The organism is Streptosporangium sp. CA-115845, from assembly GCF_050943795.1.
GTDB lineage: Bacteria > Actinomycetota > Actinomycetes > Streptosporangiales > Streptosporangiaceae > Streptosporangium.
Genome location: NZ_CP191988.1, coordinates 8,736,683 through 8,751,240, shown reverse-complemented (window position 1 = coordinate 8,751,240; position 14,558 = coordinate 8,736,683). Strand labels below are relative to the sequence as shown.

The 14,558-nt window shown below is 69.8% G+C and carries 15 protein-coding genes; 9 read left to right on the top strand and 6 right to left on the bottom strand.

Annotated elements, in window-relative coordinates; translation table 11 throughout:
- Positions 1-40: 40 nt before the first annotated feature.
- Entirely contained in the window at positions 41-691 is a 651-nt protein-coding gene (locus tag ACQP0P_RS41555) for an O-methyltransferase (RefSeq protein ID WP_433366821.1), read from the bottom strand.
- Between the two features lie 171 nt (positions 692-862).
- Between ACQP0P_RS41555 and sigE the strand changes: the two genes are divergently transcribed.
- The 5 genes from sigE (at position 863) to ACQP0P_RS41530 (ending at position 5,274) form a co-directional block, all read left to right on the top strand.
- Positions 863-1,495, top strand: a complete 633-nt coding sequence (sigE, locus tag ACQP0P_RS41550) for an RNA polymerase sigma factor SigE (RefSeq protein WP_350921795.1) — start codon at positions 863-865, stop codon at positions 1,493-1,495.
- 52 nt (positions 1,496-1,547) lie between these two features.
- Positions 1,548-2,078 carry an anti-sigma factor family protein gene (locus ACQP0P_RS41545; RefSeq protein WP_433366817.1) on the top strand — a complete coding sequence of 177 codons (531 nt, stop codon included), beginning with the start codon at positions 1,548-1,550 and terminating at the stop codon, positions 2,076-2,078.
- The gene (locus ACQP0P_RS41540; RefSeq protein ID WP_433366814.1) at positions 2,075-3,115 is read left to right on the top strand and encodes a sigma-E factor regulatory protein RseB domain-containing protein; all 1,041 of its coding nucleotides are present in this window, start codon (positions 2,075-2,077) and stop codon (positions 3,113-3,115) included. Before ACQP0P_RS41545 ends, ACQP0P_RS41540 begins: the two co-directional genes overlap by 4 nt.
- Positions 3,116-3,210: 95 nt before the next feature.
- Positions 3,211-4,812 carry a S1C family serine protease gene (locus ACQP0P_RS41535; protein WP_433366811.1) on the top strand — a complete coding sequence of 534 codons (1,602 nt, stop codon included), beginning with the start codon at positions 3,211-3,213 and terminating at the stop codon, positions 4,810-4,812.
- 105 nt (positions 4,813-4,917) lie between these two features.
- On the top strand, positions 4,918-5,274 hold the full coding sequence (locus ACQP0P_RS41530; RefSeq protein ID WP_433366808.1) for a sec-independent translocase: 357 nt from the start codon (positions 4,918-4,920) through the stop codon (positions 5,272-5,274).
- 73 nt (positions 5,275-5,347) lie between these two features.
- On the opposite strand, the gene ACQP0P_RS41525 is transcribed toward ACQP0P_RS41530, so the two are convergent.
- Positions 5,348-6,490, bottom strand: a complete 1,143-nt coding sequence (locus ACQP0P_RS41525) for an Mrp/NBP35 family ATP-binding protein (RefSeq protein WP_433366805.1) — start codon at positions 6,488-6,490, stop codon at positions 5,348-5,350.
- A 270-nt stretch (positions 6,491-6,760) separates the two neighbouring features.
- Here ACQP0P_RS41525 and ACQP0P_RS41520 point away from each other — a divergent pair, with 270 nt between their 5' ends.
- On the top strand, positions 6,761-7,240 hold the full coding sequence (locus ACQP0P_RS41520; RefSeq protein WP_433366802.1) for a MarR family winged helix-turn-helix transcriptional regulator: 480 nt from the start codon (positions 6,761-6,763) through the stop codon (positions 7,238-7,240).
- A gap of 215 nt (positions 7,241-7,455) precedes the next feature.
- The gene (locus ACQP0P_RS41515; protein ID WP_433366800.1) at positions 7,456-9,375 is read left to right on the top strand and encodes a Xaa-Pro dipeptidyl-peptidase; all 1,920 of its coding nucleotides are present in this window, start codon (positions 7,456-7,458) and stop codon (positions 9,373-9,375) included.
- A 55-nt stretch (positions 9,376-9,430) separates the two neighbouring features.
- Here the strand turns inward: ACQP0P_RS41515 and ACQP0P_RS41510 are convergent, their stop codons facing one another.
- Together ACQP0P_RS41510 and ACQP0P_RS41505 are read right to left on the bottom strand one after the other, a co-directional pair.
- A complete protein-coding gene (locus ACQP0P_RS41510; RefSeq protein WP_433366797.1) occupies positions 9,431-9,910 on the bottom strand; it encodes a DUF1003 domain-containing protein in 480 nt (159 codons plus the stop codon).
- Positions 9,903-11,132 carry a magnesium transporter MgtE N-terminal domain-containing protein gene (locus tag ACQP0P_RS41505; RefSeq protein ID WP_433366794.1) on the bottom strand — a complete coding sequence of 410 codons (1,230 nt, stop codon included), beginning with the start codon at positions 11,130-11,132 and terminating at the stop codon, positions 9,903-9,905. The genes ACQP0P_RS41510 and ACQP0P_RS41505 overlap by 8 nt, the downstream gene beginning before the upstream one ends.
- Before the next feature lie 139 nt (positions 11,133-11,271).
- Between ACQP0P_RS41505 and ACQP0P_RS41500 the strand changes: the two genes are divergently transcribed.
- Positions 11,272-12,216: an EamA family transporter gene (locus ACQP0P_RS41500; protein WP_433366791.1), complete on the top strand. Its 945-nt coding sequence runs from the start codon at positions 11,272-11,274 to the stop codon at positions 12,214-12,216.
- Here ACQP0P_RS41500 and ACQP0P_RS41495 read toward each other — a convergent pair.
- Positions 12,191-12,556: a hypothetical protein gene (locus ACQP0P_RS41495; protein ID WP_433366788.1), complete on the bottom strand. Its 366-nt coding sequence runs from the start codon at positions 12,554-12,556 to the stop codon at positions 12,191-12,193. The genes ACQP0P_RS41500 and ACQP0P_RS41495 overlap by 26 nt on opposite strands.
- A gap of 60 nt (positions 12,557-12,616) precedes the next feature.
- Entirely contained in the window at positions 12,617-13,192 is a 576-nt protein-coding gene (locus ACQP0P_RS41490) for a biotin transporter BioY (RefSeq protein WP_433366785.1), read from the bottom strand.
- 159 nt (positions 13,193-13,351) lie between these two features.
- On the opposite strand from ACQP0P_RS41490, the gene ACQP0P_RS41485 reads away from it, so the two are divergent.
- On the top strand, positions 13,352-14,293 hold the full coding sequence (locus ACQP0P_RS41485; RefSeq protein ID WP_433366782.1) for an HpcH/HpaI aldolase/citrate lyase family protein: 942 nt from the start codon (positions 13,352-13,354) through the stop codon (positions 14,291-14,293).
- The last annotated feature ends 265 nt before the right edge of the window (positions 14,294-14,558 follow it).

Below are 14,558 nucleotides of genomic sequence, written 5' to 3'. Positions count from 1 at the left end.
CGGGGCGGCGACACCGTCGGTGTCGCCGCCCCGGCAGCCGTCAGTCGGCGAGTTTGACGGCCGCCAGGATGCCGTCTCCGAGAGGCATCATCAGCGGGCGGAGCCGCTCGTCGGAGCGGACGAGCTTGCCGAGCTCCCTGATGGAGACCGTGTCGGGGTCCCGCTGCACGGGGTCGGCCACCCGGTTGCCCAAGAGGGCGTTGTCGAAGACGACGATGCCGCCGACCCGGAGCAGCCGGACGGACTCGGCCAGGTAGTCGGCGTACTCGTGCCTGGCGCCGTCACAGAAGACCAGGTCGTAGCCGCCGTCGGACAGCCGGGGGAGCACGTCGAGGGCGCGGCCGGTGATCAGGCGGGTCCGGCCCCCGGAGAATCCGGCCTGGGCGAAGCTCTGCCTGGCCAGTCGCTGGTGCTCCGGCTCCACGTCCACGCTGGTGAGCGTGCCGTCCTGGCGCATGCCGCGGAGCAGCCACAGGCCTGACACCCCGCAGCCGGTGCCGATCTCCACGACGGCACGGGCGTTGATGGCGGTGGCGAGGAAGCAGAGAGCGGCGCCGCCGCCGGGCAGGATCGGGGGCGCTCCCACCTCGGCGCCGCGCATGCGCGCGGCCAGCAGGATGTCGTCCTCCCTGTGGAACTCATCGGCATAGGCCAGAGTGGCCTCCAACGGACTTGTCGGCGTCTCTGCCATCGGCCTCTCCTCCCGCTTTCTCCGTACACAGTCATATAGGCGCTGGGTCGCAGCCTAAGGGAGGCAGGCCCGATCGGGAACTCATGTCGTCCCCGGTGCGTTGCACGGTTTAAGCGGCCTTTGCCGGTCCTGAAGGTAGTCAGTGCGCACGAAGGGACGAAACCAGGCACTATGGCGATAGCGGTGGTCCCGGAGAGAGGAGTGCTGGTGGACGAGCCTGACCACCAGGCAGAGGCTCCCGTGTCTGATTGGACGCCTCCTACCTGGGAGGAGGTGGTCCGGGCGCACTCGGCGCGAGTGTACCGGCTGGCCTATCGGCTGACCGGCAACGTGCACGATGCGGAAGATCTCACACAGGAGGTCTTCGTCCGGGTCTTCAGGTCGTTGTCGAACTACACGCCAGGCACTTTCGAGGGCTGGCTGCACCGCATCACCACCAACCTGTTCCTCGACATGGCGCGGCGCAAGCAGCGCATCAGGTTCGAGGGGCTCGCCGACGACGCCGCCGAGCGGCTGCGCGGGCGCGAGCCTTCTCCCGCACAGGTGTACGACGACACCCATCTGGAGCCCGACATCCAGGCGGCACTCGACGCCCTCGCGCCCGAGTTCCGCGCGGCCGTCGTTCTGTGTGACATCGAGGGGCTGTCCTACGAGGAGATCGCGGCGACGCTGGGTGTGAAGCTCGGCACGGTTCGGAGCCGGATCCACCGTGGGCGGGCGCAGTTGCGTGAGGCGCTTGAGCATCGCGCGCCGCGGAACGATCCATTCCCCCCGAGCGTTACTCACGGGGAGGAATTCGCATGAGAAATCACAGTCATGACGAATGTCACGACGAGCCACTTGGCAAGGAGTGCGCATGAGTCATCTAGGAGAGCGCGTTTCCGCACTGGTAGACGGTGAGCTGAACCACCACGAGCGTGACCGGGCTCTGTCGCATCTGGCCCTCTGCGCCGACTGCCGGGCCGAGGTCGACGCCGTGCGAGCGCTGAAGAGCCGGTTGCGGTCCCTCGACGGGCCCGCGATGCCGGCCGATCTGACGATGTCCCTGCTGCGGATGGCGGAGCCCGGCGGCCCGTTGCCCCCGCGTGAGCGCCCCTTTCCGGCCTCGCGCACCTTCGGCGGGGCACCCATTCCGAGCATGTACAGCGTCGCTCCCCCCGACAACCGCCCCAGAGGCCGGACCCAAGGACCTCGCCGTACCCGGAGAGCGGGTTACGTCGCGGTGGGTGTCGCCTCGGCGGCCGTGGCGATCGGCACACTGTTCGTGGTAGGCGGGGCCGACCCCAACCCGCGTGTCGTGCCGCCGGTCGACATGTTCGCCAACCAGCACAGGAACACGGCACCCTACGGCGGATCGGCGACGCCCACCTTCTCGCCCACTCCGTGATCCGGCTGCCCGCCACGATCATCCTGGTGGCTGTCATGTTGCTGGGGCTGGTGACGGGCGGTACGGCACACGCGGTCAGGACCTCGCACGCCATACCGCCGGACGAGGCGGAGAACGAGGACACCGGCCTGCACCTGCTCCGTGAGGCGGCGGTCGCGGGCCGGGCCCGCGGATACTCAGGCACCCAGTACGTCACGGTCTGGGGCGCCTCCGGCTCCACCTCCGCGGTGCTGGAGGTGGACAACGTCCCCGGGAAGGGGATGACGGTGCGTACCGAGCCCTTGGGCTCCGTGCAGAGCGCCGATCCAGGCACCCTCGCCGGGGGCATGTCCAGCCCGTCGGAAACGATGCTTGCGGTGCTGGCCCGGAACTACCGGGTCGTGGCCGCCGGGGAGGGGCAAGCCTGCGGGCGCCCCGCCCGCCTCGTGAACATCCTGCGCGCGGACGGCACGGTCGCCGCCCGCTACTGGATCGACAAGGCCGCCGGGCCGGTGCTGCGCCGCGAACTCATGGACGCGAGGGGCCGGGTCGTCAACGTCGGAGCCTTCGTCGATCTGACCCTCGACCCGGTGACCAAGGGGGCGGTGCCCACGGTGCCGCCGCTGGCCACCGGGGGCCTCGACCTCCTGGAGATGCCCCGCCTGCTGGCCGCGGGCTTCCGTATCCCCCGTGCCCTGCCGGGCCGCCTGGAGTTGTTCGCCGCGCGAAGCGCCCCCGCTGGATATTTGTATTTGGGATATTCGGATGGGTTGTCAGTCGTGTCGGTTTTTGTGCAACCCGGAGTGCTTGATGAGGATCATCTCCAGGGTTGGCATGCGGAGCGGCGCAGCGGGCATACGATCTGGATTCGAGGCCCGGTTGGGCAGGAGATGATCTGGGCGAGTGGGGGGCATGTCTATACAGTCTTCGCGGACGCGCCGGCCGACATGGTCGACGCGGCTGTCGCGGCCCTACCGCACGAGCAGGTTCCGGATCTCTGGACGAGGCTCGGCCGAGGTGCGAGTCGCCTGCTCTCGTGGGTCAATCCCTTCGGATGACGTGTGTTTTACACATCTCGTATGCCGCTCGGGGGAAGATTGCCGGGTTGACCCGGTGAGTGGGCATCTGCGAGGCAAGGAGTAGTGAGTATTCGATGACCGACGAGGCCCGTACCGGCCACGGGGCGCACGATGCTGCGGGGCGTACGCCGTCGGACTTCACCGACGGTGGTCACGGCGCTCCGGAGTCCCGCCACGCCGACTCCTCCGGCCCCGAGTTCTCGCGCCCCGAGTTCCTGCCCGCCGGAGAGGGCGCGCCGTCCCAGGCCGAGCAGCCGGGCGACGACGGCTGGAGCCAGTTGGGCGCCCCGCCAGGCGGCGGCCGGTGGGGTGGGCCGCAGGGGCAACCAGAGTTGTTCCGTCACGACGACGGCGGCCAGGGACAGCGCCACGAGCCGGAGAGCTGGGGCGACCCCTCCGGCAGGCCCAGGTACGACACGGCGGTCTTCGCCGCCCACCCGGCTCCGCCCCCGCCGCCCACCCAGGCGTTCGGCATGGGTCCCGGCTGGGCGCCGCCTCCTGGCAGCCCGGGGCTGCCAGGGAGCTTCGGCGGCCCGGCGCCCACGGCGATCCAGCGCGGGCCGCGTACGGCCACGCTGGTCGTCCTCGCCGTGGTGATCGCGTTGCTCGCCTCGCTGCTCGGCAGCGTCGGCACCTATCTCCTCACCAAGCCGACCGGCTCGGGGCGCGACCCCTCCTACAGCCTGGGGAACGCGCCGACCGGCTCCAACGCCCGGCCCCCGGATTCGGTGGCAGGTGTGGCCTCGAAGGTGCTGCCCAGCGTGGTCTCGCTGGCGGTCGAGGGCGGGACGAGTTCCAACACCGGTTCCGGCTTCCTGATCAAGGGCGGCTACGTGGTGACCAACAACCACGTGGTCGCCGGCGCCGATCCCAGCGGCCGGATCCAGATCCAGTTCAACAACCGCAAGTCCACCTCCGCCGTCGTCGTCGGCCGCGATCCCGAGTCCGACCTGGCAGTGGTCAAGCCGGCGGAGACCTTCGGCGCCCCGGAGATCACCCTCGGCAACTCCGACAACGTGGTCGTGGGCGACCCGGTCATCGCCATCGGCTCCCCGCTGGGCCTGACCGGCACCGTCACCTCCGGCATCGTCAGCTCGCTCAACCGTCCCGTTCAGGCGGGTGAGGAGAACAACTCCGAGACCACCTGGCTCAGCGCGGTCCAGACCGACGCGGCCATCAACCCGGGCAACTCCGGGGGGCCACTGGTCAACGGCAACGGCGAGGTGATCGGCGTCAACTCGGCGATCGCCACTCTCGGCAGGTCGGTCGGCGGCCAGAGCGGCAGCATCGGCCTGGGGTTCGCCATCCCGGTGAACCACGCCCGCCGCGTCGCCCAGGAGCTGATCACCACGGGCAAGGCCAAGAAGTCGCGGATCGGTGTCGCCATCGACCCGACCTACCAGGGTGTCGGGGTGCGTATCGCGACCGAGGCCAGTAAGGGTTCCCAGCCGATCGAGCCGAACGGCCCCGCCGCCCAGGCGGGCCTCAAGCCGGGCGACGTCATCCTGGAGGTCGACGGCATCGTGCTGCAGGACGGCAACGAGCTGATCGCGCTGGTCCGCAACAGGGCTCCCGGTGAGAAGCTCTCGGTCAAGTACCAACGCGGCGGTCAGGAGAACACCGCGACCGTGACCGTCGGCACCGCGCCGGACCAACCCTCACCCGAGCCTTCCTGAGCCGCCTGGCAGGGGCGCGCGCTTACCCTTGGCGGTATTAGTCTGGAACCTCTCCGGTATGTAGCCGGAGAGGTGCCCATGGCGTTCTTTCGGTAGGAGATCACCGTGTTCGGACTCGGCTGGCCTGAGATCGTGGCGCTGGTGGTCATCGCCCTCCTCGTCTTCGGCCCGGAGAAACTGCCCCAGGCCGCTGCCCAGGCGGGCAAGACGTTGCGCAACCTGCGCCGGATGGCCAACAACGCGAGAGACGACCTGCGGACCGGGCTGGGGCCGGAGTTCGCCGACTTCGACCCGACCGACCTGAATCCGAAGAACTTCGTCCGCAAGCACCTCACCGCCGACCTTGAGGACGACTGGAACTCCACCCAGGCCACCGCCACCGCCGAACCCGCCCCCTCCTACCCGGTGGGCGGCGAGCTGGGCTACGGCGAGATCCCTCCGTACGACTCCGAGGCGACCTGAGTCCCTCCCGGACGGCCGACGGCGGCGCCCCCCACGAGGGGGCGCCGCCGTCGTCGTGTCGGGGCGGGTGCCGTCAGCCGCGCCGGGTGGGCGAGATGCCGAGCTGGAGGCCCTTGAGGCTGGTCGACTTCTTGCTGAGGGAACCGGCGATGCGGATCAGCTCGGCCGCGGCCGGGGCGTCCGGGTCGGTCAGCACGAGCGGCTTGCCCTCGTCGCCGCCCTCGCGCAGGCGCATGTCGATCGGCACCTGACCGAGGAGCGGCACGCGGGCGCCGAGGGTGCGGGTGAGCGCGTCGGCCACGGTCTGGCCACCGCCCTCGCCGAAGACCGAGACCCGCTCGTCGCAGTGCGGGCAGGGCAGCCATGACATGTTCTCGATGACGCCGGCGATCTGCTGGTGGGTCTGGACGGCGATCGATCCCGCCCGCTCGGCGACCTCGGCGGCGGCCTGCTGCGGGGTGGTCACCACCAGGAGCTCCGCCGAGGGCATCCGCTGCGCCACGGAGATCGCGATGTCACCGGTGCCCGGGGGCAGGTCCATCAGCAGCACGTCCAGGTCGCCCCAGTAGACGTCGGCGAGGAACTGGTGCAGGGCCCGGTCGAGCATGGGGCCGCGCCACACGACGGGGGTGTTGCCCTCCGGCTTGAACATGCCGACCGAGATGACCTTGATGTCATGCGCCACCGGCGGCATGATCATGTCCTCGACCTTGGTGGGACGCTCGGAGGTGCCGAGCATGCGAGGGATGCTGTGGCCGTAGATGTCGGCGTCGACGACGCCGACCTTGAGACCGCTCGCGGCCATCGCGGCGGCCAGGTTGACGGTGACCGACGACTTGCCGACACCGCCCTTGCCGGAGGCGACGGCGAAGACACGGGTCAGCGAGCCGGGCTGGGCGAAGGGGATCTCCTTCTCGGGACCCTTGTTGCCGCGCAGCTTGGTCTGCAGCGCCTTGCGCTGCTCGGGGCTCATGACGTCCATCTCGACGGAGACGCCGGTCACCCCGTCGATCCTGGAGACCGCGGCGGTGACGTCTCGGGTGATGGTGTCCTTCATGGGACAGCCGGACACCGTGAGGAAGATCGCGACACGTACCGCCCCCTCGGGGGAGATGTCGACGCTCTTGACCATTTCGAGCTCGGTGATCGGCCGACGGATCTCAGGGTCGTTGACGGTCGCGAGGGCGGCCATCACCAGTTCCGGGGTAGGTGCCATCGAAGTGTCGGCAACGCGGCGTCACACTGGTGCGACGGAGGATGCCGTCCCTCCTTGTCTGTTATCGATGAGGCGTCTCAAGGGCAGGAACTGCCCGTCGTGGCGCTCGTATGGCTTGGCGAGCGGCCCGATCCCGTCAGGGAACGGTCGGCGTCGGAAGTCCAATGGTATGAACCTCGGAACGTCGGCAGGAATTCCGGCCCCGGCTCTGGTCGCCGGATTCGGACAATTCGCTGTGTAGATGCGCGTGCAACGTTCTAAGGTTACTGGGTGACCCTCACGGCGGGCGAGTCCATGGAGAGCTTCAGCTCGGAGGAGCTGACGCTCTGGCGCATGCTCCAGCGAGCCCAGGTCCGCATCGCCCGGATGCTGGAGGCCGACCTGCTGATCGAGCACGATCTGCCCCTGGCCTCCTACGAAGTCCTCCTGCAACTCTTCGAGGCGCCCGAGCGGCGGCTGAGGATGAACGACCTGGCGGACCGGGTGCTGCTCTCGCGCAGCGGCCTGACCCGGCTCGTCGACCGCCTCCAGCGTGACGGCCTGGTCGAGCGCGAGGCGTGCACCAGTGACGCGCGCGGCCTGTTCGCGGTGCTCACCGACGGGGGTGCGGCGCGGCTGGCCGAGGCCGGCCCCACCTACCTGCGCGGCGTCCGCGCCCAGTTCCTGGACATGCTCGACGCCGACGAGTTGCGGCAGTGCACGGCCATGCTGAACAAGCTCCTGCCCGCCTCCGGCACCGAACCCTGCTGAGGCCCCGCGGCGGGTAGCCGCCGCATCGGCCGTACCCGATACTCCCGCTTGCCCGGGCTCGCGCCGGGCCGCCCCGACCGGTGGCCGGACGGGGCTGTCGAGCGTCATGTCACATACCAGCCCCAGGGTGATGTCGAACACATAAAGGATCTTGCGGACTATACGGACAAAGATTGATATTGCGGATGTTTCCCTAGTTGTTCTGGAGGCTCCGCTTGCCGAAGTTACGGGCAGCTCTTATCGTCCTCGCGGTTCTCGCGGCGGGCGTCACCCCAGCCCACGCGGCCACCCAGCCATCCCTCACCATCGAGCAGGGGCGGTCCCAACCGGTCTTCTCCTACGCCGACGCCGTCCGCGAGCACGTCTACGTCGAGTCGAGTGTCGACAGCGACTCCGATGGGAGGCCGGACCGGGTCCGTGTCGACATCATCAGGCCGAAGGAATCGGGTCCCGGGCTCAAGGTGCCGGTGATCATCGATGAGAGTCCGTACTACGACAACTCCGGCCGGGGTAACGAGGCCGAGCGGAAGGTCTATGACGCCGCCGGGAACGTAGTGAAATTCCCACTGTTCTACGACAACTACTTCGTACCGCGCGGTTACGCCGTCCTCAATGTCGACATGATCGGCACCACCAGGTCCGACGGCTGTCCCGACGTCGGCGGGCAGGCCGACGTGCTGGGCGGCAAGGCCGTGATCGACTGGCTGAACGGCCGCGCCACCGCCTACCACCCCGACGGCACGCCCGCGGTCGCGGACTGGACCACCGGCAAGGCCGCGATGATCGGCAAGTCGTACGACGGCACGCTGGCCAACGCCGTGGCGGCGACCGGCGTGCAGGGGCTGGAGACCATCGTCCCGATCTCGGCGATCAGCTCCTGGTACAAATACCAGCGCTCCAACGGGGTGATCTACAGCTACGACTACATGTCGTGGCTGGGGAACTACGTCGACACCGACCCCGAGGCCAAGTGCGCCGCGGTGCGGGCGCGGCTGGACGCCGAGGACGGCGACGGCACCGGCGACTACAACGGCTTCTGGGCCGAGCGCGACTACATCGCGGGCTCGATGGCCGACGTCTCCAAGGTGCGCGCCAGCGTCTTCGCCGTGCACACGGTCAACGACCTCAACGTCAAGCCCGACAACTTCTCCAAGTGGTGGCAGGCGCTGGCCGGCAGGAACGTGCCCCGCAAGATCTGGGTCGGGCAGTACCAGCACGTCGACCCCTTCGACTTCGAGGGCCGTCGTGACCTCTGGGTCGACACGCTGCACCGCTGGTTCGACTACTGGCTGCTCGGCGTGCAGAACGGCATCATGCGAGAGCCCCGCGCCGACGTGCAGACCAGCCTCGACCGCTGGATCACCCAGCGTGACTGGCCCGCCCCGCTCTCCCTGAAGATCCCCTTCCGCCCCGCGGCCGACGGCTCGTTCGGCCTCGTACCGGCCAGGAAGGGGCAGACCGCTACGTTCACCGACATCCGCCAGTCCGAGGACGCGATGGTGGCCGACGTCGGCACCGTCAAGCCGGGGCGGGTGGCCTTCACCACCGGCGAGCTGCCGCTGGATCTGCGGCTGTCCGGCACGCCCGTGGTGGACCTGCGCGTCGCGCTCGACAGGCCCACCTCGAACCTGACCGCGCTCCTCGTCGACTTCGGCGAGGACACCCGGATCGACTGGCGGCGGGGCCAGGGCATCACCACGGTCGCCGAGGAGAGTTGCCACGGCGAGAGCACGGCCTCCGACGACGGCTGTTACCGGCAGGTCGTCACCAACCGGGCCACCCGGCCACTGGAGATCGTCGCCCGTGGCTGGATCGACGTGCAGAACCGCGACTCGCTCAGCGAGCCCTCGCCACTGCCCCCGGGCACGTACGGCAAGGTCAGCTGGGAGACGCTGCCGCAGGAGTACGTCTTCAAGAAGGGGCACAGGCTGGCCCTCGTGATCGCCGGCACCGACTCGACCTACAGCGCCGAGCGGGCCACCGGCGCGAACGTCACCGTCGACCTGGCGGGGAGCAAGGTCGTGATCCCGCTGGCGATCAGCACCCTCGGCAGCGCCGACGTGCCGAAGGACACGGCCAGGTGGCAGGGCCCGGCGCAGCTGGACCTACCGGTGCCGGAGAACCAGTTCTTCTAGACCGCTGAGGTTCGCGCGGGTCGCGCGCCGGGACACCCGGCGCGCGACCCGTCTTTCACGCCTCCGTGGACGTTCGCGGCTCCTGGAGATCCTCCTGGAGGCGCTGCAGTTCCGAGCGGATGTAGTCGCGGGTGGCCACCTCGCCGAGCGCCATGCGCAGGGCGGCGACCTCCCGGGTGAGGTACTCCAGATCGGTCTGGTTCCGTTCCGCGGCCCTGCGGTCGTGCTCGTTCTGGACCCGGTCACGGTCGTCCTGCCGGTTCTGGGCGAGCAGGATCAGCGGCGCCGCGTACGAGGCCTGCAGGGACAGGATCAGCGTCAGGAAGATGAACGGGTAGGGGTCGAACCGCAGCGGCGGGGGGCCGAAGGCATTCCACAGGCCCCAGACGGTGACGAAGACCGTCATGTAGACCAGGAACCTCGCGGTGCCGAGGAAGCGGGCGATCTGCTCGGAGAGCCGCCCGAACGCCTCGGGGTCGTAGTGCGGACGGAGCCGCAGGCCGGGCTGTCTGGGCTGGTCGAGGCGGTCAGCCATGCCTGTCCTCCTGCTCGCGCCAGTCCTCGGGCAGCAGGTGGTCGAGCACGTCGTCCACCGTGACGGCCCCGACCAGGCGCCCGGCCTCGTTCACCACGGGAGCCGCCACCAGGTTGTAGGTGGCCAGGTAGAAGGCCACCTGGTTCAGGGTGAACTCCGGCCTGATCGGGTCGAGGGAGGTGTCCAGAATGCTGCCGAGCAGTGTGGCCGGCGGCTCGCGCAGCAGCCGCTGGAAGTGGGCCAGGCCGAGGAAGCGGCCGGTGGGTGTCTCGATGGGCGGCCTGGTCACGTAGACCTGCGCGGCCACCGCGGGAGTGAGCTCGCGCCGGCGGATGTTGGCCAGCGCCTCGGCGACCGTCGCGTTCGGCGGCAGGACCACCGGCTCGCTCGTCATCATCCCGCCCGCGGTGTTCTCCGGGTAGATCAGCAGCCGCCTGATCGGCGCGGCCTCCTCGGGCTCCATCAGCGCCATCAGCGCCTCGGCCTGCTCGGCGGGGAGGTCCTGCAGCAGGTCGGCCGCGTCGTCGGGGTCCATCTCCTCCAGCACGTCCGCGGCCCGCTCGGGGGAGAGCCTGCTCAGAATGCTGATCTGATCCCGTTCGGGGAGCTCCTCCAGCACGTCGGCGAGCCGTACGTCGTCAAGGGCCGCCGCCACCTCGACCCGCCGCTTGTCCGGCAACTCGTGCAGTGCCCCTGCCAGGTCGGCGGCGCGCATCGACTCGAAGGCGACCAGCAGGTTGGCGGCGCCCTGGTCCTTCTGGACGGCGCCGAAGCCGTGGACCTCGGCCCAGTCGACGACTCTGGTCGCGCCGCGCCGGCGCAGCCCCATGCCGGGCGTGCTCGGGACCACCGCCACCTTGGTGACCAGCCACTCGGCGCGCCTGGTCTGCTCCATGGCCAGGTCCAGGACCGTCATCCGCTCGCCGTCGACCTCCACACCGAGGTCGAGCAGCTCGGCGACGGCCAGGGTCTCGGTCGCCCGCTGCTCGAACCTGCGCATGTTGAGCTGGCCGCTGAAGACCACGGAACCCGCCTGGGCGGACCGGATCCGGGTGATCGGCAGGAAGACCCGGCGCCGGGGCTGCACCTCGACGACCAGCCCGTGCACATGCGGCGGCGCGCTGCCGGCGATGGCCACCACCACATCACGGACCCGGCCGATCTGGTCCCCGGCGGGGTCGAAGACCGGGGTACCGGCGAGACGCGCGATGAAGATCCTCACATTTGAAGCGTAGGCCGCGTCTCGGGCCTACCGGCTGCTGCCACGCTCCCCGGCTCACATGCCGGAATCGATTTGCTGGCCGGTATACCGACATGACAGCATCAAAGGCGCACAACGGTAATTACGGGAATGGTGTTTCATGAGACGTGCAGGACTGCTGATCGCGCTCGCGTCTGCCCTGTGTTTCGCCTTCTCGGGTTCCATGGCCAAATACGTGGGCGCGGCCGGGCTGGCCCCGCTGGAGGCGGTCTGGGTCCGGATGGCGGGTGCCGGGCTGCTGCTCGTCGCCGTCCTCGCGCTCGCCAAGCCCTCGGCCCTGCGCATCCCCCGCTCGCGGCTGCCGTTCCTGGGGGTGTACGCGGTGGTCGCGGTCGCCGGGGTGCAGGCGCTCTTCTTCCTGGCGCTGACCCGGCTGCCGGTCGGCGTCACCCTGCTGATCGAGTACACCTCGCCGGTACTGGTGCTGCTCTGGGTACGGTTCGTCCGGCGGGTACGACTGCCCCGGGTGGCCTTCGCCGGTGCCGCCGTCGCGGTGGTCGGGCTCGCCATCGTGGTGGAGATCTGGGCGGGCCTCGCCCTCGACCCGCTGGGCCTGCTCATCGCCCTCGCGGCGACGGCGTGCTGCGCCGGATACTTCCTGCTCAGCGACAGCTTCGGTGACGAGATGGACCCGCTCGGCCTGGTCGCCTGGGGCCTGCTCGGTGCCGCCGTGGCGCTCATCCCGATCTCCCGTCCCTGGGACATTCCCTGGGCGGCGCTCGGCACGGTGGCCACCCCGCCGGGCGGCTACCCGCTGCCGGCTGCCGTGGCGCTGGTCTGGCTGATCGTGGTCGCCACGGTCCTCGCCTACATCTTCGGCGTTTTCGCCATCCGCCGACTGTCGGCCGCGGTCGGCTCCACCGTCGCCTCGCTGGAGGTCATCGCCGGGGCGGTGGTCGCCTGGATCCTGCTGGGCGAGGCGCTCGGCCCCTTCCAGATCGCGGGTGGCGTGATCGTCCTGATCGGTGCCTACCTGGCCCAGCGGGCCACCGCCATGCTGCCCGCCCCCGCCCCGGAGGTCAGGGAACCGGTTCCCGTGGGATGAGCCGGATCACCTGGGAGGCGGCGGCCCAGCGCTCCACCAGCCTCGCGCCGTCGGGGGCGTTGAGCCGCTCCTTGGCGAGCGCGGCCACCGCGTCGGCGGCCTTCGTCTGGTCCATCACCTCCACACCGGCGTCGAAGGCCACCAGGCGCCCGCCGTTGTCCTTGCTGCGCAGCGTCACCCGGACCTCATCGGCCTCGGCCAGCCCCGGCAGCGGCTGCTCGCCCCCGCCGGTGACCAAGTAGATCGCGCCGTCGTACCAGGTGTGCCAGGCCAGCCGGGGCCGGTCCAGCGACAGCCACAGGACGCTCGACTTCTTGGCGCCCTCCTCGATCACACCCATGAGACGAATGTACGGCCTGTTCCCCCTCGTGGGGCGATACAGGCCGTACGCGCCGTGAGGTCAGCGCCGGGAGAGCCTCCAGGCGGCCGGGAGCAGCCCGGCCGCGATGGCGACCTTGAGGGCGTCGCCGAGCAGGAAGGGCAGCACGCCCACCGCGATGCCGGTGGCGAGGTCTACCTGGGCGACGGCGATGAGGACCGGCAGGCCGAAGGCGTAGATGACCAGGTTGCCCAGGACCATCGTGCCGACGGTACGCGGGACGGTGCGGTCGCCGCCGCGCTCGGCGAGCTTGCCGACCACGGCCGCGGCGGCGATGAAGCCGATGACGTACCCGAAGGACGCGCCGCCGAAGCCGGAGGTGCCGCCGGCGAACCACGGCACGCCCGCGAGACCGGCCAGCAGGTAGAGCGCCATGCTCAGCGCCGCGCGGTTCATGCCGAGGGCCGCGCCGACCAGCACGACCGCGAAGGTCTGGCCGGTGACCGGGACGGGCGAGCCGGGCAGCGGGAGGCTGAGCTGCGCCGCCAGGCCCGTCAGGGCGGCGCCGCCGACCACGAGCGCGACGTCGCGGGTACGGGAGCCCGGGATGAGGTCGGACAGTACGGCGGGCCTGGTCACAGAGGAAGCGTTTGCCATGGTGCGTGTCTCCTTTGCGGGTTCTTGACGCTCATTCTTGTGAGATCTCCGGCAAAAGCCCTTCGAGATCGCCGCCAAGAACAGGGGGAGGTCTTTGTCCGGACGCCATAGCGCCGCCCGGCCGCCGGTCTGCTTTCCCGCGGGCGCTAGCGTGTGCCCATGCGTTCTCGGCGTTCATGTCTCGCGGTGCCCGGCAGCAACCCCCGATTCCTGGAGAAGGCCCAGGGGCTCCCGGCCGACGAGGTCTTCCTCGATCTGGAGGACTCCGTCGCGCCCCTCGCGAAGGAGGGCGCGCGCAAGAACATCGTGGCGGCGTTGCGCGAGGGCGACTGGTCGGGCCGGACGAGGGTCGTCAGGGTCAACGACCTCGGCACCCAGTGGACCTACCGCGACGTCATCGAGGTCGTGGAGGGTGCGGGGGAGTTCGTCGACTGCCTGATGCTGCCCAAGGTGGAGGACGCGGCCCAGGTGATGTGGCTCGACACGCTGCTCACCCAGATCGAGAAGGCGAACGGTCTCACCGTCGGCAGGATCGGCATCGAGGCCCAGATCGAGAGCGCCAAGGGCCTGGTGAACGTGGACGCCATCGGCGGCGCGTCCCGGCGCCTGGAGACGCTCGTCTTCGGCCCGGCCGACTTCATGGCCTCGATCAACATGCGGACCCTGGTGGTCGGTGAGCAGCCGCCCGGCTACACCGAGGGCGACGCCTACCACTACATCCTGATGCGCATCCTGATGGCCGCCCGGACGCACGGCCTGCAGGCCATCGACGGCCCTTACCTGGCGATCAAGGACCTGGACGGCTTCCGCCGGGTGGCGGGCCGGGCCGCGGCGCTGGGGCTCGACGGGAAGTGGGTGCTCCACCCGACCCAGATCGAGGCCGCGAACGAGGTGTTCTCGCCGTCGCAGGAGGACTACGACCATGCCGAGCTGATCCTCGACGCGTACGAGTACTCCACGACGGTCGAGAGGCGCGGCGCGGTCATGCTCGGCGACGAGATGATCGACGAGGCGTCCAGAAAGATGGCGCTGGTGGTGGTGGCGAAGGGCAGGGCCGCCGGTCTCGCACGAACCACGGCCTTCACCCCGCCCACGGCCTGACGCCGGCGGGGGTCACATGTCGGCGGTGACATGTCGGCGGTGACATGAGGTGGGCCGCGGTGGCCGGCGGGGGAGCCAGGGGTTCCACGGGTCTCGATGGGCTGGTGTGTTTCGGGATTTTTATGGACAAATCGTGATAATCCGGGTGCCCGGCTGATAAATCTGACTAGAGAGGTCTCGTCATCGCGGCCGGGACGTGTTGCTCTTGACTGTGTACGGCAGAGGTCCGGCCGGTCGGCCGCGGGAGGTGATCGTTTCCGGAGAA